This is a genomic window from Flagellimonas algicida (assembly GCF_049629585.1).
Taxonomy (GTDB): Bacteria; Bacteroidota; Bacteroidia; order Flavobacteriales; family Flavobacteriaceae; genus Flagellimonas.
In genome coordinates, this window is sequence record NZ_JBMYIX010000001.1 from 1,076,836 (window position 1) to 1,099,206 (window position 22,371).

23 protein-coding genes are annotated in these 22,371 nt (G+C 44.4%); 14 read left to right on the plus strand and 9 right to left on the minus strand.

Translation table 11 applies throughout. The features are described from left to right. Nucleotides 1–19: 19 nt before the first annotated feature. The gene (gene ytxJ, locus ACPD8L_RS04805; RefSeq protein WP_293300983.1) at nt 20–409 is read right to left on the minus strand and encodes a bacillithiol system redox-active protein YtxJ; all 390 of its coding nucleotides are present in this window, start codon (nt 407–409) and stop codon (nt 20–22) included. A 145-nt stretch (nt 410–554) separates the two neighbouring features. Between ytxJ and clpB the strand changes: the two genes are divergently transcribed. Then, a complete protein-coding gene (gene clpB / locus ACPD8L_RS04810; protein ID WP_293300985.1) occupies nt 555–3,155 on the plus strand; it encodes an ATP-dependent chaperone ClpB in 2,601 nt (866 codons plus the stop codon). Nucleotides 3,156–3,275: 120 nt separating this feature from the next. Then, a complete protein-coding gene (locus ACPD8L_RS04815; protein ID WP_293300987.1) occupies nt 3,276–3,872 on the plus strand; it encodes a TetR/AcrR family transcriptional regulator in 597 nt (198 codons plus the stop codon). A gap of 6 nt (nt 3,873–3,878) precedes the next feature. Here ACPD8L_RS04815 and ACPD8L_RS04820 read toward each other — a convergent pair whose 3' ends face one another. Beyond that, entirely contained in the window at nt 3,879–5,348 is a 1,470-nt protein-coding gene (locus ACPD8L_RS04820) for a PorP/SprF family type IX secretion system membrane protein (RefSeq protein ID WP_421809563.1), read from the minus strand. A 39-nt stretch (nt 5,349–5,387) separates the two neighbouring features. Here ACPD8L_RS04820 and ACPD8L_RS04825 point away from each other — a divergent pair, with 39 nt between their 5' ends. Then, nucleotides 5,388–5,945 carry a SixA phosphatase family protein gene (locus tag ACPD8L_RS04825; protein WP_421809564.1) on the plus strand — a complete coding sequence of 186 codons (558 nt, stop codon included), beginning with the start codon at nt 5,388–5,390 and terminating at the stop codon, nt 5,943–5,945. Here the strand turns inward: ACPD8L_RS04825 and ACPD8L_RS04830 are convergent. Then, the gene (locus ACPD8L_RS04830; RefSeq protein WP_421809565.1) at nt 5,942–6,685 is read right to left on the minus strand and encodes a DUF6503 family protein; all 744 of its coding nucleotides are present in this window, start codon (nt 6,683–6,685) and stop codon (nt 5,942–5,944) included. The two genes, ACPD8L_RS04825 and ACPD8L_RS04830, sit on opposite strands and share 4 nt — an antisense overlap. A gap of 80 nt (nt 6,686–6,765) precedes the next feature. Here ACPD8L_RS04830 and smpB point away from each other — a divergent pair, with 80 nt between their 5' ends. Beyond that, nucleotides 6,766–7,227, plus strand: coding sequence for an SsrA-binding protein SmpB (gene smpB, locus ACPD8L_RS04835; RefSeq protein WP_116217873.1), 462 nt, complete (start codon nt 6,766–6,768; stop codon nt 7,225–7,227). On the opposite strand, the gene ACPD8L_RS04840 is transcribed toward smpB, so the two are convergent. Further along, nucleotides 7,224–7,865 carry a protein-L-isoaspartate(D-aspartate) O-methyltransferase gene (locus ACPD8L_RS04840; protein ID WP_421809567.1) on the minus strand — a complete coding sequence of 214 codons (642 nt, stop codon included), beginning with the start codon at nt 7,863–7,865 and terminating at the stop codon, nt 7,224–7,226. The genes smpB and ACPD8L_RS04840 overlap by 4 nt on opposite strands. A 114-nt stretch (nt 7,866–7,979) precedes the next feature. Here ACPD8L_RS04840 and ACPD8L_RS04845 point away from each other — a divergent pair, with 114 nt between their 5' ends. The 10 genes from ACPD8L_RS04845 to ACPD8L_RS04890 all read left to right on the plus strand — a co-directional run bounded on the left by ACPD8L_RS04845 (nt 7,980) and on the right by ACPD8L_RS04890 (nt 17,316). After that, nucleotides 7,980–8,945 (plus strand): Gfo/Idh/MocA family protein, encoded by a 966-nt coding sequence (locus ACPD8L_RS04845; RefSeq protein WP_421809568.1) that lies wholly within the window; start codon nt 7,980–7,982, stop codon nt 8,943–8,945. 52 nt (nt 8,946–8,997) lie between these two features. Next, nucleotides 8,998–9,885: a 3-hydroxyacyl-CoA dehydrogenase family protein gene (locus ACPD8L_RS04850; RefSeq protein WP_423942291.1), complete on the plus strand. Its 888-nt coding sequence runs from the start codon at nt 8,998–9,000 to the stop codon at nt 9,883–9,885. A gap of 6 nt (nt 9,886–9,891) precedes the next feature. Then, entirely contained in the window at nt 9,892–11,127 is a 1,236-nt protein-coding gene (locus ACPD8L_RS04855; RefSeq protein WP_423942292.1) for a DUF1015 domain-containing protein, read from the plus strand. Between the two features lie 156 nt (nt 11,128–11,283). Continuing rightward, entirely contained in the window at nt 11,284–11,652 is a 369-nt protein-coding gene (locus ACPD8L_RS04860) for a hypothetical protein (RefSeq protein ID WP_423942294.1), read from the plus strand. 81 nt (nt 11,653–11,733) lie between these two features. After that, nucleotides 11,734–12,393 carry a YggS family pyridoxal phosphate-dependent enzyme gene (locus ACPD8L_RS04865; RefSeq protein WP_116217878.1) on the plus strand — a complete coding sequence of 220 codons (660 nt, stop codon included), beginning with the start codon at nt 11,734–11,736 and terminating at the stop codon, nt 12,391–12,393. 17 nt (nt 12,394–12,410) lie between these two features. Beyond that, a complete protein-coding gene (locus ACPD8L_RS04870) occupies nt 12,411–13,742 on the plus strand; it encodes an exonuclease domain-containing protein (protein ID WP_423942296.1) in 1,332 nt (443 codons plus the stop codon). 29 nt (nt 13,743–13,771) lie between these two features. Further along, nucleotides 13,772–14,581: an ion transporter gene (locus tag ACPD8L_RS04875; protein ID WP_116217880.1), complete on the plus strand. Its 810-nt coding sequence runs from the start codon at nt 13,772–13,774 to the stop codon at nt 14,579–14,581. Beyond that, entirely contained in the window at nt 14,578–15,507 is a 930-nt protein-coding gene (gene miaA / locus ACPD8L_RS04880; RefSeq protein WP_423942298.1) for a tRNA (adenosine(37)-N6)-dimethylallyltransferase MiaA, read from the plus strand. Before ACPD8L_RS04875 ends, miaA begins: the two co-directional genes overlap by 4 nt. Next, nucleotides 15,494–15,985 carry a gluconokinase gene (locus ACPD8L_RS04885; RefSeq protein ID WP_293301008.1) on the plus strand — a complete coding sequence of 164 codons (492 nt, stop codon included), beginning with the start codon at nt 15,494–15,496 and terminating at the stop codon, nt 15,983–15,985. The genes miaA and ACPD8L_RS04885 overlap by 14 nt, the downstream gene beginning before the upstream one ends. Beyond that, nucleotides 15,982–17,316, plus strand: coding sequence for a GntP family permease (locus ACPD8L_RS04890; RefSeq protein ID WP_421809571.1), 1,335 nt, complete (start codon nt 15,982–15,984; stop codon nt 17,314–17,316). Before ACPD8L_RS04885 ends, ACPD8L_RS04890 begins: the two co-directional genes overlap by 4 nt. A gap of 69 nt (nt 17,317–17,385) precedes the next feature. On the opposite strand, the gene ACPD8L_RS04895 is transcribed toward ACPD8L_RS04890, so the two are convergent. The 5 genes from ACPD8L_RS04895 to ACPD8L_RS04915 form a co-directional block, all read right to left on the minus strand. Further along, entirely contained in the window at nt 17,386–18,099 is a 714-nt protein-coding gene (locus tag ACPD8L_RS04895; RefSeq protein ID WP_116217884.1) for a response regulator transcription factor, read from the minus strand. A gap of 9 nt (nt 18,100–18,108) precedes the next feature. Further along, the gene (locus tag ACPD8L_RS04900; protein WP_116217885.1) at nt 18,109–19,692 is read right to left on the minus strand and encodes a sensor histidine kinase; all 1,584 of its coding nucleotides are present in this window, start codon (nt 19,690–19,692) and stop codon (nt 18,109–18,111) included. 70 nt (nt 19,693–19,762) lie between these two features. Beyond that, nucleotides 19,763–20,353 (minus strand): dephospho-CoA kinase, encoded by a 591-nt coding sequence (gene coaE / locus ACPD8L_RS04905; RefSeq protein WP_293301014.1) that lies wholly within the window; start codon nt 20,351–20,353, stop codon nt 19,763–19,765. Beyond that, on the minus strand, nt 20,350–21,306 hold the full coding sequence (locus tag ACPD8L_RS04910) for a CdaR family protein (protein WP_423942301.1): 957 nt from the start codon (nt 21,304–21,306) through the stop codon (nt 20,350–20,352). The genes coaE and ACPD8L_RS04910 overlap by 4 nt, the downstream gene beginning before the upstream one ends. A gap of 3 nt (nt 21,307–21,309) precedes the next feature. Then, nucleotides 21,310–22,317 carry a glycosyltransferase family 2 protein gene (locus tag ACPD8L_RS04915; protein WP_421809574.1) on the minus strand — a complete coding sequence of 336 codons (1,008 nt, stop codon included), beginning with the start codon at nt 22,315–22,317 and terminating at the stop codon, nt 21,310–21,312. Between the last annotated feature and the right edge of the window lie 54 nt (nt 22,318–22,371).

A 22,371-nucleotide genomic window follows, 5' to 3' on the forward strand; every position in this document is an offset into this window, starting at 1 on the left:
CCCCGATTCGGGGCTTTTTTTATAGGTAATCCCCAATATTGATATCCGTGATGGCCCCATGTGAGGTGTGAAAGGAAACTTTCCCTCCATTAACGATCAATAGTTGTGGGGATTCATGCCGTACGCTATACATGGAGGCAATGGCATTGGATATGTCGCGATGCGCATGGATATCCAAAAAATAGGGGTCGCAGTGTCCTTCCCATTCATAGGAATCCTTGAACATACGCCACGTCATTCCACTGATACCACAGGTTGTGGAATGTTTAAAGATGAGTTGTGTCTTTTCTTTTGAACGTTCCTTTAATTCATCCAACTGCTCCAAGGTTGTCAAAGAAACCCAAGCCGATTTTGTATCTTTATTTGGAGCTTTCTCACGTTTTCCAAATACATTGTCAAATAATCCCATGCTGCAAATTTAGGAGATATGTCGAGCAGAACCAAAAACCTTACAACTGACGAAATGTCTTGCGTATCTGTGGATTTCACGCCATTTTGACGGTATGTTTTCTCTGGTAAGGTTGTTGACATCATCCATAAAAAAACAGTACACTATGAACTTTAATAATTTTACCATAAAATCCCAGGAAGCCATCCAAAGGGCCCAGCAATTGGCCCAGGAACATGGCCACCAACAAATAGAAAACGAACACCTTTTCAAGGCCATTGCCGAGGTGGATGAAAACGTATTGCCGTTCATCCTAAAAAAACTGAATGTCAATACCTCCCTCGTCAATCAGATTTTGGACAAGGAACTACAGAGTTTCCCCAAAGTATCGGGAAGCGAGATCATGTTGTCCCGTGAGGGTGGAAAAACACTGAACGAAGCCAGTATCATTGCCAAAAAGATGGGCGATGAATTTGTGTCCGTGGAGCACCTGTTGCTGGCGGTCTTCAAATCAAAAAGTAAGATTGCCCAGATCCTAAAGGATCAAGGGGTAACCGAAAAAGACCTTACCGCTGCCATTGAGGAGTTGCGCAAAGGAGGGAAAGTTACTTCCCAAAGTGCCGAGGAAACCTATAACTCCTTGGATAAATATGCCAAGAACCTTAACCAATTGGCCGATAACGGCAAGTTGGACCCCGTTATTGGCAGGGACGAAGAAATTAGAAGGGTGTTGCAGATTTTGTCCCGACGTACCAAGAACAACCCCATGCTTGTGGGTGAACCCGGCGTGGGTAAGACCGCCATTGCCGAGGGATTGGCCCACAGGATCGTACAGGGTGATGTGCCTGAAAACCTAAAGGACAAGGTACTTTACTCCTTGGACATGGGCGCTTTGATCGCCGGAGCCAAGTATAAAGGAGAATTTGAGGAGCGATTGAAGGCCGTCATCAAAGAGGTTACCTCCTCTGATGGTAATATTGTACTCTTTATTGATGAGATCCACACCTTGGTAGGTGCCGGTGGAGGACAAGGGGCCATGGATGCCGCAAATATCTTGAAACCTGCCTTGGCCAGAGGGGAACTCCGTGCCATAGGGGCCACCACTTTGGACGAGTACCAAAAATATTTTGAGAAGGATAAGGCCTTGGAGCGAAGGTTCCAAAAGGTCATGGTGGATGAGCCCGATACGGAAAGTGCCATCTCCATCCTCAGGGGCATCAAGGAAAAGTATGAGACCCATCATAAAGTGCGCATCAAGGATGAAGCGGTAATCGGTGCCGTGGAACTTTCACAACGCTACATCACCAACCGATTTTTGCCCGATAAGGCCATTGACCTTATGGACGAGGCTGCATCCAAACTGCGCATGGAAATCAACTCCAAGCCCGAGGAACTGGATGTGTTGGACCGAAAAATCATGCAGTTGGAAATCGAGATAGAGGCCATTAAACGTGAAAACGACAAGGCAAAGTTGAAAACCTTGAACTTGGAATTGGCCAATCTCAAAGAGGAACGCAACGAAATTTTTGCACAATGGGAAAGCGAAAAAACCGTGGTGGACAATATCCAAAAGACCAAACAGGACATTGAGGACTTTAAATTGGAAGCGGAACGTGCCGAACGAAATGGTGATTATGGCAAGGTGGCAGAGCTACGCTACGGTAAAATCAAGGATGCACAGGAAAAGTTGGACAAACTCCAAGAGGAACTTGCCGAGCAGCAAAGCGCCGGCACCTTGATCAAAGAAGAGGTGACCTATGAGGATATCGCCGAAGTAGTCGCCAAATGGACCGGGATTCCCGTCACCAAGATGATGCAAAGCGAGCGCGAGAAACTCTTGCAATTGGAAGATGTGCTCCACAAACGCGTCATTGGTCAGGATGAGGCCATTGTGGCCGTATCGGATGCCATACGCAGAAGTAGGGCTGGATTGCAGGATGATAAAAAACCTATTGGTTCCTTCCTCTTTCTGGGAACCACGGGGGTTGGTAAGACCGAGTTGGCCAAAACCTTGGCCGCTTATCTGTTCGATGATGAGAACGCCATCACCCGAATTGATATGAGCGAATACCAAGAACGCCACTCCGTAAGCCGATTGGTAGGGGCACCTCCAGGATATGTGGGATATGACGAGGGAGGTCAGTTGACCGAAGCCGTCCGTAGAAAGCCCTATTCCGTGATTTTGCTGGACGAAATTGAAAAGGCACACCCTGACACCTTCAACATCCTGTTACAGGTATTGGATGAAGGAAGGTTGACCGATAATAAAGGTCGTGTAGCGGATTTCAAAAACTCCATCATCATCATGACGAGCAACATGGGAAGCCATATCATTCAGGAGAAGTTTGAAAATGCCGTGGATATGGAGAGTGCTTCGGAAGCAGCACGCGTAGAGGTCATGGGATTGCTGCGCAAGACCATCCGTCCCGAGTTTTTAAACCGAATCGATGACATTATCATGTTCGCCCCATTGAACAAGAAGGATATCAAGGATATTGTTGGGCTTCAACTGAACAATTTGAAGAAAATGTTGTCCAAACAGCACATCACTTTGGATGCCACTTCGGAAGCCATTGATTATTTGGCCGCAAAAGGGTACGATCCACAGTATGGTGCACGACCCGTAAAACGATTGATACAGAAAGAAGTGCTCAACAACTTATCCAAAGAGTTATTGGCCGGAAAGATAAAGTCAGACAGCATTGTACTTTTGGATTCATTCGATGACGAATTGGTCTTCAGAAACCAAAACGAATTGGTGGAATAAGACCCAATTTTAAAATGAACAGCCCCCATTTTGTTAAAGTGGGGGCTTTTGCTTTTGTAAAATACCGTGCAGTATCTGTTTTTTTATATCTTAGTTACTCCTCAACCAACCTAGACCACCATGACAAAAAAAGCAGAACGTACCACTGCCTATATTATTGAGACCGTAGCGCCTATATTCAATAGGTTTGGCTATGTAGGTACCAGCATGAGCGATCTTACCGATGCCACAGGCCTCACCAAAGGTGCCATTTACGGGAACTTTGAAAACAAGGAAGCCCTTGCCCTGTCCGCTTTTGAATATAATCGGAACCATTTACTGGCCGTAATCGATGAAAAGATTGATGTGGAAGGCAATGCCATGGAGAAGTTATTTTCCCTAATGAACTTCTACAAGCAATACGATGTCTTTTCCCTGCCCTTGGGCGGATGCCCCATCCTTAATGTAGGTGTGGACGCCCAAAATAACAACAAGCTTTTGGCTGCCGCCGTGAAAGAGACCATCAAGGAAATCGAGGGTAAAATAGCCCTGGTCCTGGAAAACGGTGGTAAAAATGGAGAAATCAAATTACCTGTTCCTCCACTCCAGTTTGCCAAACAACTGTTCACCATGATCCAAGGGGCCATTGCCATGAGTACCATGACTAGAGATCGAAAATACCTAATCAACACCATTACCTATTTGGAGCATTTGGTAGGTAGCGAGATACGGAAATAGTTTTCCTCAATCCGCTTTTACCCTAAAGATCCAAGTCTTATCGGGGTACTTGCCTGAAAATTTACTGTCCCTCGCCCTTCGGGCTTCTTCCATGGTATTGTACCGTTCCAAGTACACATAGTTATACTTGTTGGCGCTGCGGTAAAAAGATTTTGGCTCCAGCCCTTTTTGTTGCAGCGTTTCCATGAAGTTTTCAAAATACTTTTTGGTGCCAAAGACATTGGCAATGAGGTAAAAACCGGGTGTGAGACCATCGGCTTGGGTCACTTCCTCATATCTTTCATTGGGTTGCACGGCCACTTTCTCCTTTTGCAGGCGTACCAAGCTATCTTGACGCTGTTGCTCCAATTGCCGCTGCAATGCCAGCGCTTGCGCTTCCTGAATGGAATCTTTTCGCTGTTGTTCCTTTTCCTTCAGTAAGCGTTCTTGTTCCAGTTCCCTATCTCTCTGTTCCTGCTCCAAGCGCTGCTGCTCTTCCAAAGCTTCTTGGTCTTGCCGCAATTCTTCTTCTGTCTCAGAAACAGAAGTATCTTCTGGTTTTTCTTCCTCAAGCTTCTCCTCTTGCGTATCTCGCTTTGCAAACCGATATGCCACCAACAACTCCAAAGTAGGGTCTTCCCCACTTAGTGAAGTATCGGTCCCAAATTCCATAAGCCCCCCAACGGAAAAAGCCTCCCCAAGAGTTACTCCCAGTCCTGCCGAGGCTCCATAAAAACTGTTATACCCTCCCTGCAACCATACTTTTGGAGTGGAAAGCAATCCATTTATACCCACCTGGGTATCGCCATTTGGAATGGATTTAACATACACCATTGGACGTATAAAACTACTCCCCCAACCTGAAAAAAGAGATATGGGAACATCATAGTTCAAGCTACCCGTGATGGTCTTAAAGTTTGTGGTTTCCAAAATATCATTATCGCTAGCCCCCAACCCAATAGCATTCTCAAAGGCCAGCCCCACGCCAAACTGATTGGCTTGAAGTCGGATTCCCGGGGAAAACTGCACCATGAAACCTTCAGCAGCCTCCAACTGGGTCAGATCAACCTCGGCATCGGAGATAAAAAAATCATCCGCCAAGGTGCGTTGCGAAGCAAAAAGATTAACGCCCGCCAATAAGGCAATACCATCACCAAGCGAAAACTTGTACACATAATTGAGGTGACCTCCAATATCCAAAAAAACACCTGTATTGTGCTGCAAAAAGCCTAAACCGCCAGTTGATGATTCACTGATTTGATGGGTGTAATTGGCAAAAATGGTGGTGGGATCCCCATCCAAGGTCTGCCATTGCCACCGTGACCAAACAGCAAGTGAATTGGGATTGTTCCAATTTTGGGCATAGGTTGGATTTAGGAGATTGGCATTGAACTGGGTGAGGGTATGTTGTCTAAAATCCGAGGGCAGTTCCACTTCCTGTGCCTCTCCTAAAACAAAAACCAGTAACAAAGAAAGGCGACACAAAATCTTTGGCATGCGAAAAAATAAAAATTAAACGTTACTTTTAAAATCAAAATGATACAAACGCGGGAACTTTATCTCAATACTATGCGGACCATTAAACCTCTAATTGCACTTGCAATTTTATTTATAGCATCCATCAGTTGCAAAGAAGATACGAAAATTGCGGAAGATCCTATCATCTCCACCTTTTATTTTATACGACATGCAGAAAAGGATCGAACAGATGCAGAAAATCCCGATCCAGAGCTGAACCAAGATGGACTAGATCGCGCCATTCGTTGGGCCGAGGTCTTTGATCCCATTTCCATTGATGTTATTTACTCCACCAACTACGAACGCACATCCATGACCGCTGCCCCCACCTCGGTCAAAAAAAATGTGGATATTAAATACTATGACCCCAACAGCCTTGATGTAGATGAATTTAAGTCTGAAAATGAAGGCCAAAACGTTTTGGTGGTCGGGCATAGCAATACCACACCGGCCTTTGTGAACAAAATGATAGGGTTTGAAAAATACGACCCAATGGATGACAATGACAACAGTAGCCTTTTTATTGTCCGCATCATTGACGGTGTTCCCACCGATTTTCGATTGAAAATGGATTAATCCTTTTCCACCGTAATATCCGTAAGCTCAATTTTTGAAAGCAGTTCCAAATCCCCGCTGCTGAACCGTTTCCCAATTTCCAGGATACCCGAACCCTCGTTCTTGGGTTTGTAGTTTTCATAGTCCACAAATCTGATACCGTTCACGTACCGCTCGTTGTACGCTTTCCTGAACCGTTGCCCCCCTCCGTTTACATGAAAGTCATAGGCCAGGTACTCTGGTTTAAATGTTTCTTTATCAAACCAATACACATAGGTATCATCATAATCGTCACCTCCTCCATTTTGGTCGAATGTTACCTTTATTTTATAAAATACTTTCCCTTCAATGGTTTCTTCCCCAAGAAGTTCCTTGTTCACCGCGGCATCATTTAAGCCATACGGCAGGCGTGAAAAATAGTGCACGGAGTTTACTGAATTGGCATATTTGACCGCCATGGTATCGGGTACAGCAACAAGGGAATCGTTCAAGAACCGTTCAAAATCATTGCCTTTTTTCACATCGGTGATGGTCACGGAATCCAATTGAAAGGTTCTTTTCAGCACTTTTCTTCCTTCAACGAAATCAGAACGGTATGTACGATCCCTAAATACAAAAGAGGTGTTATGATCGGCATAAAGTCCCCCTCCACTTATGGTTATCGATTTGTCCACTATGTCTTGGGCAGTCAAACTGTTTTCTGGTTTTTCTTTACAGGCAAGGAATGTGACCAACAAAAGGGCCGCAATATATCTATTCATGGTTTGGGTTTTATAGATAATCGTAAAATAAGCCACAACATTACAATTTTCTTACCGAAGAGTTTATATTTTTGCCCTCCATGATGAAAAACATCAACATAAAGAACAAACGGGCCCGATTCGATTACGAGATTTTGGACACCTACACCGCTGGTATTGTGCTGGGAGGTACCGAAATCAAATCCATTCGATTGGGAAAGGCCAACCTATCCCAAAGTTTTTGCGAATTCAATGACAGGGGGGAGCTGTTTGTGATCAATATGCAGATAGACGAATACAGTCATGGCGGGCATTACAACCACAGGCCCAAAGCGGAACGAAAACTACTTCTGAACCGAGGAGAACTCAGAAAACTCCGAAAAGAGGTGGCTACATCAGGGCTTACCATTGTCCCGCTCAATCTCTTCATCAATGACCGCGGTCTTGCCAAAATGAATGTTGGTTTGGCCAAGGGTAAAAAACAGTACGACAAACGGGAAACCATCAAAGACCGGGACAACAAGCGCAACCTTTCCCGAATCAAGAAAGATTTCAACAACTAGTTTTTGTCCTCCAGCAAGGGTACAAACCGAAAAGCCCCCAATTCCTGTTTTTCAAATTCCTTTTCCGATTTTCGTATAAAAAGAGTCATGACCTGCTCATCCACCCCAACGGGAATCACCAATCTACCCCCTACTTTTAATTGGGACATGAGCGCTTTGGGTACCTCCGGTGCTCCGGCCGTTACAATGATGCCGTCAAAAGGAGCCTCCTCCTGCAATCCCTTGTACCCATCCCCGAAAATCATTTTCTTGGGTCGATAATGCATTTTATTGAAAAACAATCGGGTCTTCTTAAAAAGCTCCTGTTGGCGTTCAATCGTGTATACTTTGGCCTTTAAATGGAGTAATACGGCGGTCTGGTAGCCACTGCCCGTACCAATTTCCAAAATGGAATCGTTGGGTTTCACTTGGAGCAATTCCGTTTGGAAAGCCACGGTATAGGGTTGTGAAATGGTTTGTTCCGCGCTTATGGGAAAGGCTTTGTCCTGATAGGCATGATCCTCAAAACTACTATCCAAAAACAGATGCCTTGGGATGGTCTTGATGGCCTCGATCACCTTTTTGTCCGTTATTCCCTTGGCAGACAACGATTCTGCCAACTTATTGCGCATGCCCTTGTGCTTAAGCGTATCCTTCATGGTATTGGTCTGGTCCACGAATTTAAAAAGTTCTCCAAAAACTTTCCCTTGGTTCCCGTCTTATTTTTATGGAAGAGTGCCACCATATCCTTATTTTTGACAAAAACAGATACTATGCTAAAAGTTGGTGTCCTGGGTGCGGGACATTTGGGTAAAATCCATCTACGTCTCCTGAACCAATCGGAAAAGTATGAACTTGTTGGTTTTTACGACCCGGATGAAATCAATGCAAAAAAAGTCGCAGCCGAGTTTGGCTATACCTATTTTGAAAACATCAACACCTTGATGGATGCTGTGGATGTGGTAGATATTGTTACCCCTACCCTTTCCCATTTCGATTGCGCCAAAAAGGCCATTGAAAAAGGAAGGCACGTTTTTATTGAAAAACCGATTACCAACACTTATGAAGAAGCCCAAGAACTGCTTGCTTTATCCAAAAAGCATGGCGTAAAAGGCCAAGTGGGCCATGTGGAGCGGTTTAACCCGGCTTTTTTATCGGTAAAGCACAAGATTGAACACCCCATGTTCATTGAGACCCATCGTTTGGCAGAGTTCAATCCGAGGGGGACCGACGTTCCCGTGGTGCTCGACCTTATGATCCACGATATTGATGTGATTTTGAGTGTTGTAGGTTCCGAAGTAAGTCAAATCAATGCCAGTGGAGTATCCGTGATCAGTAGTTCCCCGGACATCGCCAACGCCCGAATAGAGTTTGAAAATGGCTGCGTGGCCAATTTGACCGCCAGCCGTATTTCCTTGAAAAACATGAGGAAATCCCGTTTTTTTCAAAAGGACGCCTATATTTCTGTAGATTTTCTGGAGAAAAAAGTGGAAGTAGTGAAAATGAAGGATGCCCCGGAAAATCCAGGGGATTTTGATATGATCCTACAGAATGCCGAAGGAGAGAAAAAACAGATTTATTTTGAAAACCCGGAAATCGAGGCGAATAATGCCATTTTGGATGAGCTGGAGACTTTTGCCGATGCCATACAAAATGACACCACACCTGTAGTGACCTTGAAGCAAGGTGCAAAAGCACTTCAAGTGGCCCTACAGATTATAGAATCGTTTGAAAAATAAGGTATGTCGTTCCCGACTACGCTCGAACTGGCATACATTCAATCCGAATACCATGAAAAACATAGCAGTCATCGGTGCAGGAACTATGGGCAACGGAATCGCCCATGTTTTTGCCCAAAATGGATTTCAAGTCAATCTTGTTGATATTTCCCAAGCCTCCCTGGATAAGGGAATTGCCACCATCACCAAGAATTTAGACCGAATGCTGGCCAAGGAGGTCATTGACCAAGACACCAAAGAAACCACCTTGGGCAACATTACCACCCATACCGATCTAAAGTCCGGGGTTTCCTCAGTGGACTTGGTGGTCGAGGCCGCCACGGAGAATTTGGATATCAAACTCAAGATTTTTAAGGACTTGGATGGAATCTGCAAAGCAGAAACCATTTTGGCCACGAACACCTCATCCATCTCCATTACACAGATCGGTGCGGCCACCCAACGTCCGGACAAGGTCATTGGGATGCACTTTATGAATCCGGTTCCCATCATGAAATTGGTGGAAATCATCCGTGGATACAACACTTCTGATGCTGTGACAAAAACTATTATGGAGCTTTCCCAAAAGTTGGGAAAAACCCCAACCGAGGTGAACGATTATCCCGGGTTTGTGGCCAATCGTATTCTTATGCCCATGATCAATGAAGCTATTGAAACCCTATATAATGGCGTGGCCGGTGTTCAAGAAATAGACACGGTGATGAAACTGGGCATGGCCCACCCAATGGGTCCTCTGCAATTGGCCGATTTTATTGGGCTCGATGTATGCCTCTCCATTTTGAACGTGATGTACGATGGGTTCAAAAACCCAAAATATGCCCCTTGTCCCCTATTGGTGAATATGGTCATGGCCGGAAAATGGGGTGTAAAATCAGGTGAAGGTTTTTACGATTATTCCGAGTCCAGAAAAGCGGAGCATGTTTCTGTGCAATTCAAATAGATTTGCATGGCCCTTGTAAAACCCTTTAAGGCCATAAGGCCCACCAAGGACAAAGTCTCCTTTGTGGCATCGCGTTCGTACGAGGAGTATTCCAAAGATGAGCTGAAATCGGTATTGAAATACAATCCGCTTTCCTTTCTACATATCATCAATCCCGGGTTTAAGTTTGATAAGAGCATTACTGGAAAAGAGCGGTTTCGATTGGTGCACAATCGTTATTTGGAATTTTTGGAGGAACACATTTTCCAAAAAGACGACCAAGCGTGTTTTTACCTCTATCAAATTGAAAAAGATGATTTCACAAGTTTAGGGTTCTTTTGCGCTTGTAGCGTCATGGATTATCGTACGGATGTCATCAAAAAGCATGAGGATACCATCCAACACCGGGAGCGGCTTTTTGCCGACTATCTACATGCCGTAGGTTTCAATGCGGAACCCGTTTTGATGACCTACAAAGATGATGACCAAATCCATGGGGTTTTTCAAAAAGAAATCCAACAACAGCCTGAATTCGATTTTTCCACCCCGGATAGGGTGGGCCACAAGCTTTGGAAGATATCCGACCCAAAAACCATTGCAAAGATTGAGGCGATTTTTGCCCAGAAAGAAGCCCTGTACATTGCTGACGGGCATCATCGCAGCGCTTCTTCCAATCTTTTGGCCCAAAAAATGGAGCAACAGAAAAAGACCAATGACCCTAATGGCTCCTATAATTTTTTTATGGCGTACCTCATTCCAGAGTCGCACATTAAAATCCATGGGTTCAATCGCATGGTGAAAGACTTGAACGGTCTTACCCCAAAGGAGTTCTTGATCAAATTGGATGGGTATTTTCGAATTGAAAAGCAGAAGGATGGATTCCACAGACCTACCAAAAAACATCATTTCTGCATGTATTTGGATGGCGGGTTTTATTCACTCTACCTCAGAAGGACCAACTATACCTTCACAGATGCCTTGAGCAAACTGGACACCCAAATTCTATGTAAGACCATTTTGGAACCTATTTTGGGGATAAGGGATTTCCGGAACGACCAACGCATTTCTTATGGTCATGGCAAGGGCAGTCCCATTGCGATGAAGGAAAGTGTGGATGAGGGGAAATTTGCGGTGGGATTTAGTATGATGCCCATAACCATAGAGGAAATCAAGGCCATTGCCGATGCCGGTTTGGTGATGCCCCCAAAGAGTACATACATTGAGCCTAAACTTCGGAGTGGTTTGGCAATTTATGCGTTTTGAAGGAGGCAAGACGCAGCCACCTGTTGGTCAAAAGACAATTTGGTTTCACAAAACCCAAAAAAATGTTTAAATTAGTCCACAGGTAACCTTCATTGTTTGCCCAACATTCTTTTAATCGACCTCATTTAATTTATCGTTTAACCAAATTGATTCATTATGAGTAAGATTATCATTTTGTTTGCCGCAACTATTTTACCGGCCACAAGTGCCCTTCATGGGCAAATTTCCAAAGAAGAAGTCCAGGATTTTTCACAAAAACATCCCGTATCAAGCGTGAAGCATGTTTTCATTGAACGTGGTGTTTTTGGCCACAAAAATCAAAGCAATGGTAAAGTCGAGTTTGTTAAGAACACCATTGACTTTGACCAAAAGTCCACAAAAATTGAAGCTTTGGAAAATTCAATTCGCATTGTTGATGGTACCGGTAAAGAAACCGTGGTTTCCAATAACCGGGTCATGTATATCCACTATCAGCCAGAGAGTGATAAATTCTATTCGAATATTTGTATTAAGTTGGCAGATTAGACTCTTGCCAATAAAGAGTCACAATGCAATCTTAATGAGTAAAGGATGTCCAATTGGACATCCTTTGTTAATTTTGCCAACATGTCAATAACAGAAAATCTCAATCGATTAAAAACCGACCTTCAAGATTCCGTAACCTTGGTAGCAGTTTCCAAAACCAAGCCCAATGAAGCCATATTGGAAGCCTATGAGGCCGGACAACGGGTATTTGGTGAAAACAAAGTACAGGAAATGACCCAAAAGTGGGAAACACTTCCCAAGGACATTGAGTGGCATATGATTGGCCATTTGCAGCGCAATAAGGTAAAATACATGGCCGAATTCGTCTCCTTGATCCATGGTGTGGACAGTCTTCGGTTGTTGCAGGAAATCAACAAACAGGCCCAAAAGCACCACCGGGTCATCCCTTGTCTGCTACAAATGCACATTGCGGAAGAGGACACCAAATTTGGACTGGACGAATCGGAGTTGCAAGAACTTGTGCAATCCGAAACCTTCAAAGCCATGGAAAATATAAAGATTGTAGGATTGATGGGTATGGCCACCTATACTTCGGATGAAACACAGATTCGGAAGGAATTTGCCCATCTCAAGGTAATTTTTGACACCCTTAAGCAAGAGCTTTCCGGTATTTCGGTGCTCTCCATGGGCATGAGCGGGGATTACAACCTGGCCATTGAGGAAGGAAGCACCATGGTACGTATTGGAAGTAGTATCTTTGGAACCAGAAACTATTCATAAAACAGCAAAGCAGTTTCATGTACGCCATACTCGATATTGAAAGTACCGGAGGAAAATACAATGAGGAAGGTATCATGGAAATTGCCATCCACCGGTTTGATGGGCACCAAGTGGTGGACAAATTCATCTGCTTGATCAATCCAGAACGGGAAATCCAGCCCTTTGTCTCCAAGCTAACGGGAATCAACAATAAAATGCTTCGTTCCGCCCCAAAATTCCATGAGGTGGCCAAACGAATCGTGGAAATTACGGAAGGGACCATCTTGGTGGCCCATAACGCCCAATTTGATTATCGTATCCTAAGGACGGAATTCAGGCGTTTGGGATACGACTATCAGCGAAAAACCTTGTGTACGGTAGATCTGTCCCAAAAATTGATTCCCGATGCAGAATCGCACAGCTTGGGGAAATTGGCACGTTCCCTCGGGATTCCCATGAGCGACCGTCACCGGGCCAATGGAGATGCCATTGCTACCGTTAAACTTTTTAAGCTGTTGTTGAACAAGGATTCCGATAAGGGCATCATCAAAGAGGTCATTCGCGAAGCGGCCCATGGCGAACTCTCCCCCAACCAACTGGATATGGTTGTTTCACTGCCCTCTGAAACTGGGGTATATTACATGCACGACAAAGAGGGGGATATTATTTTTCTGGGAAAGACCACAAACATCAAAAAAAGGGTCAACCAACATTTTACCAATGTGGGAGGTCTGGCCCGGAAACTCCAAAAGGAGACCAAAAGAGTGTCGTACGAGCCTACGGGCAGCGAATTGATCGCCCTCTTGAAGGAGTACCAAGAACTACGGAAGACCAACCCGCGACATAACGGCAACAAGAAACGGAAACTCTTTTCCCATGTGGTAAGCTTCAACCAAAATGGTTCAGGGCATATTACTTTGGGTATCGAAAATGGCACTTCCCAAGCCACCCAAAAGATACGGTTCAACGGAGTTGCCTCCGCCAAGAGTTTTTTGGATCGGATACAGTCCGAGTTTGACCTCTGCCCCTCTTCCTTAGATAAAAAAGCAGGGGGCGGTGACACCAAGGAAACCATACACAACTGCAATGAAAAGGCCTCTTCTGCCTTCAACACCTATAGCATACACAACAAGGACGTGGTGCTTGTGGACCGAGGCAGGGAAACTGGGGAACGCAGTTTCATTCTTATCAAAAATGGTCAACTTCAAGGTTTTGGATATGTGGAGCTGAATCATCAAATGAATAATATTCATATATTGGAATCCATAATGACGACCATGCCGAGTGATGAAAACACCACATTTATCATTGAATCTTATTTACGGAAGAACCATAGGATCAAAACCATAGCGTTAACCCCTTCGCCTTGAAAGAACAGAATGAACAGCCCAGTTGGAGAATGAAACTTCATGAAATCATCTATGAAGCGGATACCCCGATGGGAAGATTGTTCGACATCGCCCTCTTCTTTTTGATCATTCTTAGCGTAATCTTGGTAATGCTGGAAAGCGTAGAGAGCATTGACCAGCACTACCACAAAACACTCCTGACCTTGGAGTGGGGTGTCACCATCTTCTTTACTTTGGAATACATCGCCCGTGTCATCAGTATAAAAAAACCATGGAAGTATATCTTCAGTTTTTACGGCATCATCGACTTTATTTCCACTATACCTTTATACATCAGCTATATTTTGGCGGGCTCGCAAGTACTTTTGGCCGTACGGGCATTTCGCCTATTACGTATTTTCCGGATCTTAAAATTGGTTAAGTTCATTGGGGAGGCCTCACAGCTGCAATCGGCCTTAAAGGCCAGTCGTACCAAGATTGCCGTTTTTATTTATGTAGTACTGATCCTCTCGGTCATATTGGGCACTTTAATGTACCTTATTGAAGGGGATGAGGCTGGTTTCACCAGTATTCCCCGTAGCATCTACTGGACCATTGTAACCCTGACCACTGTGGGCTATGGCGACATTGCACCGCAGACCAGCTTAGGGCAGTTTCTGGCCACCGTAATCATGATTTTGGGTTATGGCATTATTGCTGTGCCCACGGGGATTGTCACCGCTGAGTTTTCCCGCGGTAAAAAGGGGCAGGCAGATGACCAAAACATGGTCCATGTAAACACCCAGGCGTGTCCCAGCTGTTCCGCAGAGGGGCATCGTGATGACGCCACGCATTGCTATAATTGTGGTCATTCGTTATGAGTTCCAAAGTACTGATAGCAGTGGTGGGACCCACGGCCATAGGAAAGACCGCCTTGGGAATCCTCTTGGCCAAACACTTTAAAAGCGAAATTGTTTCAGCGGATTCCAGACAATTTTTCAAAGAGATGGAAATCGGTACAGCTGTTCCCTCTTCCGAGGAATTGAATGCCGTTCCACACCATTTTATCCAACACAAAAGCATTTTCGAGCCTTATTCGGTAGGGGATTTTGAAAAAGAAGCCATTGCGTTGTTAGGCAGGCTGTTCCAAAAAATGGATGTGGCCATCATGGTAGGCGGAAGCGGATTGTATGTGGACGCCGTGGTCTCTGGTTTGGATGAATTCCCGGAAGTATCTCCCAAAACCCGCGAATCCCTTAATGAACAATTGGAAAAGGAGGGTTTAAAAAGTCTTCAGGACGAATTAAAAAAGAGAGATCCTGTCTATTATCGCATAGTAGACCTGGAAAATCCGCATCGCTTGATACGGGCACTGGAGGTTTGCATCACCGCCAACAAGCCCTATTCCTCCTTTTTGAACCAAAACAAACCCCAAAGAGCGTTCAAAACCCTGTATGTAGGCATTGAAGCACCACGGGAAACCATTTATGAACGTATCAACACCCGCGTTGACCTGATGATGGAGGCTGGATTATTGGAAGAAGCAAAAAAATTGCATCCCCACAAACATCTAAATGCGCTACAAACAGTTGGTTACAAAGAACTTTTTGAATATCTTGATGGACACTGTTCCTTGGAAATTGCCGTGTCCGAAATCAAAAAGAACACCAGACGCTTTGCTAAACGGCAATTGACTTGGTTACGAAAAAACGAAAACATACTCTGGGTGAACCACGATACAAAACCAACGGATATTCTTGCCGCGGTATCGGACCGATTAAAAAGCCTTCACCATGACCAAGACTAAGGTGCTTGTGGTCATGGGGGTCAGCGGTACGGGTAAAACCACCGTGGGCAAGCTGCTTTCGGAACAATTGGGGTATCCTTTTTTTGATGGGGATGACTTTCATCCCGAAAAAAATATAAAAAAAATGGCTTCGGGCAAGCCGTTGAATGATGACGACCGGAAAGGGTGGCTCCTAAAATTAAACCAATTAGCCTTGGAAAAACAAGATACGGGAGCTGTGATAGCTTGTTCGGCATTGAAAAAAACCTATCGTAGTCTCTTAAGGGCCGGCATGGGAAGTGGCATACAGTTCATCTACCTGAACGGCTCCTTTGATTTGGTCAAGTCACGTTTGCAAAACCGAAAAGACCATTTTATGCCCATCGCCCTATTAAAGACCCAATTTGAAGCCTTGGAACCTCCCTCCAAGGCCATTTCCGTATCCATAGCGCAAAAACCCGATTTAATTGTGCAAGAAGTCCTAAAACAGCTCAAATGACCGATACCAATTTGTTTATCGCCGTGATTGCAGGCATTGCCATTCTTCTTTTTTTGATTTTAAAGCTCCGTATACATGCTTTTATAGCACTCTTGATTGGGAGTATTGCCGTGGGATTGATTGCTGGATTGGATGCCAAGCAAATGATAGACACCATTCAAAAAGGGATGGGTGGCACACTTGGGTTTGTAGCCACAGTAGTGGGTCTGGGGGCCATTTTTGGAGGCATCTTGGAAGCATCTGGTGGTGCCAAGACCATTGCAGACTTCATGATTTCCAAATTTGGGTTGAAAAATGCCCCTGCCGCCATGGTCGTATCCGGTTTTTTGATTGCCATTCCTGTTTTCTTTGATGTGGCCTTTATTATTCTGGTGCCCATGATCTATGCCTTGCAACGAAAGACCGGGAAGTCCCTATTGCTATATGCCATTCCGCTTTTGGCCGGACTGGCAATAACCCATGCTTTCATCCCGCCTACTCCGGGACCCATTGCCGTAGCCGATATCATAGGAGTGGATTTGGGCTGGGTCATTTTAATGGGTTTTCTGGCTGGAATCCCCACGGCATTGATTGCGGGACTGGTCTTTGGAAAGTACATCTCCAAAAGAATATTCGTGGAAGCGCCAAAACAGATTGAGGACCAACAATCTGTTGAACTTCCCCCCATTGGTCAGACGCTATGGATCATAGGCCTTCCCATCGTATTGATTCTCACCAATACCTTGTTTTCAGCTGGGACGTTCAGGGTGGATGCATCCGTTTTGAACTTCATCTCTTTGGTGGGCCATCCTTTTTCAGCCTTGATCATTGCCAATTTGCTGGCATGGTATGTATTTGGTATCCGCAAAGGGTTTTCCAAAGATCAGCTTCTTAAGATATCGACCAAATCCTTGACACCGGCAGGGACCATTATACTGTTGACAGGTGCCGGAGGTGTCTTCAAACAGGTCCTGACCGATACTGGAGCTGGGGAACTTTTGGCCACATCATTGGGTAATGCCGGAATTCCAATTCTCATCTTCGCCTATATCAGTGCTGCCATTGTTCGGGTCATCCAAGGGTCTTCTACCGTAGCCATGATCACCGCCGCCGGATTGGTTTCCCCCTTACTGGTCAATACGGAGTTAAATTCTGTGGAGTTGGCCTGCATCGTCATCGCCATTGCCTCTGGTGCCAGTATTTTTTCCCATGTGAATGATAGCGGCTTTTGGTTGGTGGGACAGTACTTGGGTATTACAGAAAAGCAGACCTTCAGGTCTTGGACCGTCATGACCACTATTTTATCAGTTGTGGGGATGCTTTCCGTGTGCTTGGTATACTTGTTCGTATAAACCCCGGCAATTTTCAGCACAAAAAAAGCCGCCCAACGGACGGCTTTATAACTATTTAAAGATTTTTTCTTATTGATTTTCAGCCTTGATGACCAATCTGAATCCTTCTCCGTGAATGTTAAGGATTTCTACCGTATCATCACGTTTTAGATATTTTCTAAGCTTCGCGATATATACGTCCATACTTCGGGAAGTAAAATAATTATCGTCCCTCCAGATTTTGGTCAATGCCAATTCACGGGGCATTAAATCGTTTTCATGCAAAGCCAACAAACGCAAGAGTTCATTTTCCTTGGGAGATAGCTTAATAGGCTCTTCATCCTTGAATTTTAGAAACCGTAGCTTGGAATTCAAGTGGAAGTTTCCAATCTGGAACTCAAATTGCTTGCTGTCCGCTAAAGTGCTGGATGCCTTTCTTTGAAGTATGGCTTTAAGTTTCATCAACAACACCTCCGAATCAAAAGGCTTGTTCAGGTAATCGTCGGCACCGGCCTTATATCCCTTGAGTACATCTTCTTTCATGGTCTTGGCGGTAAGGAATATGATCGGAACGTTCTCATTCTTTTCACGGATTTCCTTGGCAAGGGTAAATCCATCTTTATAGGGCATCATCACATCCAAGATACAGACGTCATAATTGTCCTTTTTGAACTTTTCAAAACCTTCCATTCCGTTTTTGGCGAGAACCACATCAAAGTCGTTCATGGACAAATAATCCTTTAGGACAATCCCAAAATTTGGGTCGTCCTCCACCAATAATATCTTCTTTTTTTCTGTTTCCATAGTTTGCTTTTAAATTAGTGGGAGTTTTATGAAGAAGGTGCTTCCTTTTCCTTTTTCACTTTCTGCATAAACCTCGCCTTGATGGTCGTCTGTTATTCTTTTTACATAGGCCAATCCCAATCCATGGCCCTTTACGTTATGTATGTCACCGGTATGTTCCCGGTAAAATTTCTCAAAAACTTTTTTGAGTACGGCCTTGCTCATCCCCGCTCCTTGGTCCTCCACCTTGATGATGATATTATTTTTCACCACCTCAGTGTACACATCTATTTTAGGAGACTCTGGGGAGTATTTTATGGCATTGTCCAAAATGTTCACAATGACGTTGGTCATATGCATATCATTGGCCAAAATCTCTGACCTTTCCGCATCAAGATGGGCGTTCACATAACCTCCCCTATCTTGGACTATCAATTCAACGTGTGCAATGGCATCACCAATAATGTCGTGCATGTCTACCCTGTCCTTACTGATATCCAACTGGTTTTTCTCCAATTTGGATATGCGCAGCACATTTTCCACTTGGGCGTGCATACGCTTGTTCTCATCCCTGATCATCCCCAGATACCGCAATACTTTTTCCTTGTCCTCTATGGCTTTCGGGTTGCGAATGGCTTCCACGGCCAGATTGATGGTGGCAATGGGAGTCTTGAACTCATGGGTCATGTTGTTGATGAAATCCGATTTGATCTCGGATATCTGTTTTTGCCTTATCAACTGGTATATCGCACTGGAATACGCCACCAAAATCACCAAAGTGAATATCAAGGACAATAGAGCCATTCCCATTATGGAACTGAACAGGAACTTATCCATCTTAGGAAAAGTCAACAGTATTGAAAAATTGGTAAATCCTTCGCTGTCCTTGAAAATTGGGGCTTTATACATCTTGGTCCCGGAAAACTTGAACTTCTTGGACCTGATTTTGGTAGGGTAGCCTTGACTATACACCCCATACTCATAATCAATATCGATGTTTCTGTTTTTCAGCTCTTGACTCAACAAAAGTTCCAATTCTTTGTTGGATATCCTTTTGTGAATGGGTCTGGTCTTGGCATATTCCATAAAGACATCTTCCCATGCCGCCTTGTCGATTTTGGAGAGTCCACCAATTTTTTCCGCCCTCTGAATGGGGGTCAAACTATAACTCTTTCCATCCAATCCATATTCTTCCTTAAATATGGCCTTGGTACGCTTGCTGGTATAGTTCCTAAACGTAGTGGTATCTTCCTCTCCGCCTATGTTATCAAAGAACGTAGATGTTATATTGTAATCTTCCTCAAGGATTCCGTGGGAATAAAAAAGAATCTCATCAGAGTTTAAATCCCTGTCCACGAACAAAAAATTCCTGAACTGGGTACTTTTGGGCTGACCAATACTATCCACAAGTGAAGCCAAACGATCGGAATAGTCCTTCATCTCCTTCATCTCCACCCTACTGGCCACTTTGTCCAATATATCCGTGACTGTCCTTGAAAATTGTTCTTCCTTGTCGTTTATGGATGTCCGTATCCAATACACCTGAACGAATATGATCCCCACCAGGGACATACTCATAAGAATGACGAGAAGAACGAATAGCTTCTTGTTCATTGGGTCAAAATTAAATATTTAACATTTAGACCTTTGGCCGTTTAACCTAACCTTAACAAAAATGTTAAAATTATGAAGAGCTCAAGGCTACAAGTCTGGCGTGAAGTTCTCCAACCTTGTTCTTTGTGGTTTCCAAATCTGTATTTACGATACAAAAATGAGCTAGGTCTAACTTTTGGGCATCCTCCATTTGGTTTTTCATCCGCTCCAGTACTTGCCCTTCGGAAACCCCGTCCCGTTCCATGACCCGCTGCAATCTCATATCCAACGGAGCAGTCACCAAAACAACAAAATCATATTGGTCTTGGGAGCCATTCTCAAAAATAAGCGCAGTTTCCTGAATAACATATGGAGCCTTCTGCATATCCGACCAATCCAAAAAATGCTTCCGGACCGCGGGGTGCACTATCCCATTCAATTGCTCCAACAATACGGAATCGTTAAACACCTTATGGGCAATGAACAACCTATTGAGCATATCTTCTTGGTATGCATCCTCACCGAGTAGATCTATGATCTTTTCCTTCAATTCTTTTGAGGAGTGCATCAACTTTTTGGCCTCAAGGTCCGAATCATAGACCGGAACACCCAAATCCATGAACATTTTCGCCACGGTGCTTTTTCCACTTCCTATACCTCCTGTAAGCCCAACTATCTTCATTCCTGTTCCAATACAAAGTTCACCGAGGGTTCCTGTAGTTTAACATCGTACACATTTTCTGGGCTTTTGCTCAATCTAAGAAAGAGTGTGTTCTTATCCGTCCCATTCAACTGCCCATAATCCGCAGTAACCCCAAAGTCATTGAGGGACAGCTCTTTTAATCGGTCCACAGTGGCCTTACAAAGTACCGTTACCACATTGGGAAAGGTTTTTACCTGATACCCTTCGGGCAGATTCACTACTTGAACGGGCACCTGAAACACTTTCTCGGAGAACCGCACCACCTTTCCCGAGACATTGACCCTTCCATTGGAGAAAATGGTATTGTCCAATCCCTTGGGGAAAATCAAAGGGACTTCCCTTGAAAAGTCAGCCGATAGGTTTGCCAGTTGAAGAGGTCCCGTTACAATGGACTTCAAAGTGTCCACTTCATTTCCCGGACCCTTGACCACCACATGATTTGGGGTGATTTCCAACGCTCCGTCCAATATGTAGTTTTGTTCAAATTGAAGGCTTACATCCGCTTTTATGGGCACTTCCCTGGACACCACTTGATAAAGGTCGACCTTCAATTGATTCCGCCCCAAATCCATAAGTGAAATGTTTTGGGACAACTGTTGCTCTATCTGTTTTTTTAGAGTAGCCTCGGTCAGCACATAATTCCCATTTTGATGTGTCACTTGGGATACATCCAAATCGATACGCTTCTTGAAAAAATTAAAGTACAAAAACTGAAACCCACTGGTCTTCAACTTGGCCTCCAGGGTGTTTTCCGAATTCTTGCCCAACAAAAGTGTATCGGGAAGGTTTCTGTAGTTGATGGTAAAATCGGCCCTGGATTCATAGGATTCAGACAGATTGCTGAGAAACCAAGCCAAAAAAGAGCACAGCAAAAACAGTGAAAACACTTTCACTTTTCTTTGATTGAGGCCGTGCAATAGTTTTTTGAACACTTTTTACTTCTTCTTAAAAAACAGCTTTGGAAACAATTCCTCAGGTTCCTTCTTACTAAATGTAAGCAAGATTGTGGACTTGAAAAAACCTATTCCATATCCTGTAAACTGTGTCAACGCCGCAAATAGGGCCAAAATAGCCACTTTTAGGTTCGCGTTCTTGAGCAAGGCATCAACAAACAGCAGTAAAAAATAGAAGCCGTACAACACCAATGGCAGTAAAACTCCCATCAAGGCCAATACAAGGGATACACAGAGTCCCAACATAAAAAAAGTGGGAAACCAATAGGTTGGACGGGCCGTGCCCGGATGCCAAAGGTTCAAAATGGGGCGCACCATTCCAAACTTGTTCACTTGAATGTAGAATTTGTTCCAGTCAATACGTCTTTTGTGGTACACATAAGCATGGGGAAACAAACGGGTATCGAATCCAGCCTTCCAAATCCGAAAGGTCAAATCTGGGTCTTCCCCGGGATGGATACGTCCAAATCCTCCCGCTTTTTCAAAAGCTTCCTTGGAAATTCCCATATTGAAGCTACGCGGTTGGAACTTTCCCACGGACTTTTTCCCACCACGGATGCCCCCGGTGGTAAAAAACGATGTCATTACGTAGTTGATGGCTTTTTGTACCGTGGTAAACGATGCGTCCGCAGCATCGGGGCCGCCAAAACAGTGTACAAATTCCCTCTCGAGCTCTTTATCCACTTCTGTGAGGTACTGCTTGGGCAAAATACAATCTGAATCCAAGATGATATAGTAATTCCCTTTGGCCTTTTGCATACCAAAGTTACGGGAGTCCCCCGGCCCTGAATTCTCTTTGTAATAGTAGGAAATGGCTAGGGCATCCTGAAAAGTCCTTACCACATCCTCAGAACTTTCCGAAGAGCCATCCTCGACGATGACCACCTCAAAATCTTTCTGAAAAGTCTGTTCGGAAAGGCTTTCCAACAACTCCCGAATTTCGTCGGGCCTGTTGTACACGGGAACCACTATGGAGAAAAGAGTGTTCATAAAAGTATTGATGTCAGTTCGAGCGCAGTCGAGAACGCTTTAAAAATCCTGAAT

Bases quoted from the DNA above. Each gene is read 5' to 3' on its own strand.
- ACPD8L_RS04815 (WP_293300987.1), top strand. From the start codon at position 3,276: ATGACAAAAAAAGCAGAACGTACCACTGCCTATATTATTGAGACCGTA.
- ACPD8L_RS04855 (WP_423942292.1), top strand. From the start codon at position 9,892: ATGGCCCTTGTAAAACCCTTTAAGGCCATAAGGCCCACCAAGGACAAA.
- ACPD8L_RS04830 (WP_421809565.1), bottom strand. From the start codon at position 6,685: ATGAATAGATATATTGCGGCCCTTTTGTTGGTCACATTCCTTGCCTGT.
- ACPD8L_RS04915 (WP_421809574.1), bottom strand. From the start codon at position 22,317: ATGAACACTCTTTTCTCCATAGTGGTTCCCGTGTACAACAGGCCCGAC.
- ACPD8L_RS04875 (WP_116217880.1), top strand. From the start codon at position 13,772: ATGAAACTTCATGAAATCATCTATGAAGCGGATACCCCGATGGGAAGA.
- ytxJ (WP_293300983.1), bottom strand. From the start codon at position 409: ATGGGATTATTTGACAATGTATTTGGAAAACGTGAGAAAGCTCCAAAT.
- clpB (WP_293300985.1), top strand. From the start codon at position 555: ATGAACTTTAATAATTTTACCATAAAATCCCAGGAAGCCATCCAAAGG.
- ACPD8L_RS04870 (WP_423942296.1), top strand. From the start codon at position 12,411: ATGTACGCCATACTCGATATTGAAAGTACCGGAGGAAAATACAATGAG.
- coaE (WP_293301014.1), bottom strand. From the start codon at position 20,353: ATGAAGATAGTTGGGCTTACAGGAGGTATAGGAAGTGGAAAAAGCACC.
- ACPD8L_RS04840 (WP_421809567.1), bottom strand. From the start codon at position 7,865: ATGAAGGATACGCTTAAGCACAAGGGCATGCGCAATAAGTTGGCAGAA.
- ACPD8L_RS04860 (WP_423942294.1), top strand. From the start codon at position 11,284: ATGAGTAAGATTATCATTTTGTTTGCCGCAACTATTTTACCGGCCACA.
- ACPD8L_RS04895 (WP_116217884.1), bottom strand. From the start codon at position 18,099: ATGGAAACAGAAAAAAAGAAGATATTATTGGTGGAGGACGACCCAAAT.
- smpB (WP_116217873.1), top strand. From the start codon at position 6,766: ATGATGAAAAACATCAACATAAAGAACAAACGGGCCCGATTCGATTAC.
- ACPD8L_RS04890 (WP_421809571.1), top strand. From the start codon at position 15,982: ATGACCGATACCAATTTGTTTATCGCCGTGATTGCAGGCATTGCCATT.
- miaA (WP_423942298.1), top strand. From the start codon at position 14,578: ATGAGTTCCAAAGTACTGATAGCAGTGGTGGGACCCACGGCCATAGGA.
- ACPD8L_RS04900 (WP_116217885.1), bottom strand. From the start codon at position 19,692: ATGAACAAGAAGCTATTCGTTCTTCTCGTCATTCTTATGAGTATGTCC.
- ACPD8L_RS04865 (WP_116217878.1), top strand. From the start codon at position 11,734: ATGTCAATAACAGAAAATCTCAATCGATTAAAAACCGACCTTCAAGAT.
- ACPD8L_RS04825 (WP_421809564.1), top strand. From the start codon at position 5,388: ATGATACAAACGCGGGAACTTTATCTCAATACTATGCGGACCATTAAA.
- ACPD8L_RS04885 (WP_293301008.1), top strand. From the start codon at position 15,494: ATGACCAAGACTAAGGTGCTTGTGGTCATGGGGGTCAGCGGTACGGGT.
- ACPD8L_RS04845 (WP_421809568.1), top strand. From the start codon at position 7,980: ATGCTAAAAGTTGGTGTCCTGGGTGCGGGACATTTGGGTAAAATCCAT.
- ACPD8L_RS04820 (WP_421809563.1), bottom strand. From the start codon at position 5,348: ATGCCAAAGATTTTGTGTCGCCTTTCTTTGTTACTGGTTTTTGTTTTA.
- ACPD8L_RS04850 (WP_423942291.1), top strand. From the start codon at position 8,998: ATGAAAAACATAGCAGTCATCGGTGCAGGAACTATGGGCAACGGAATC.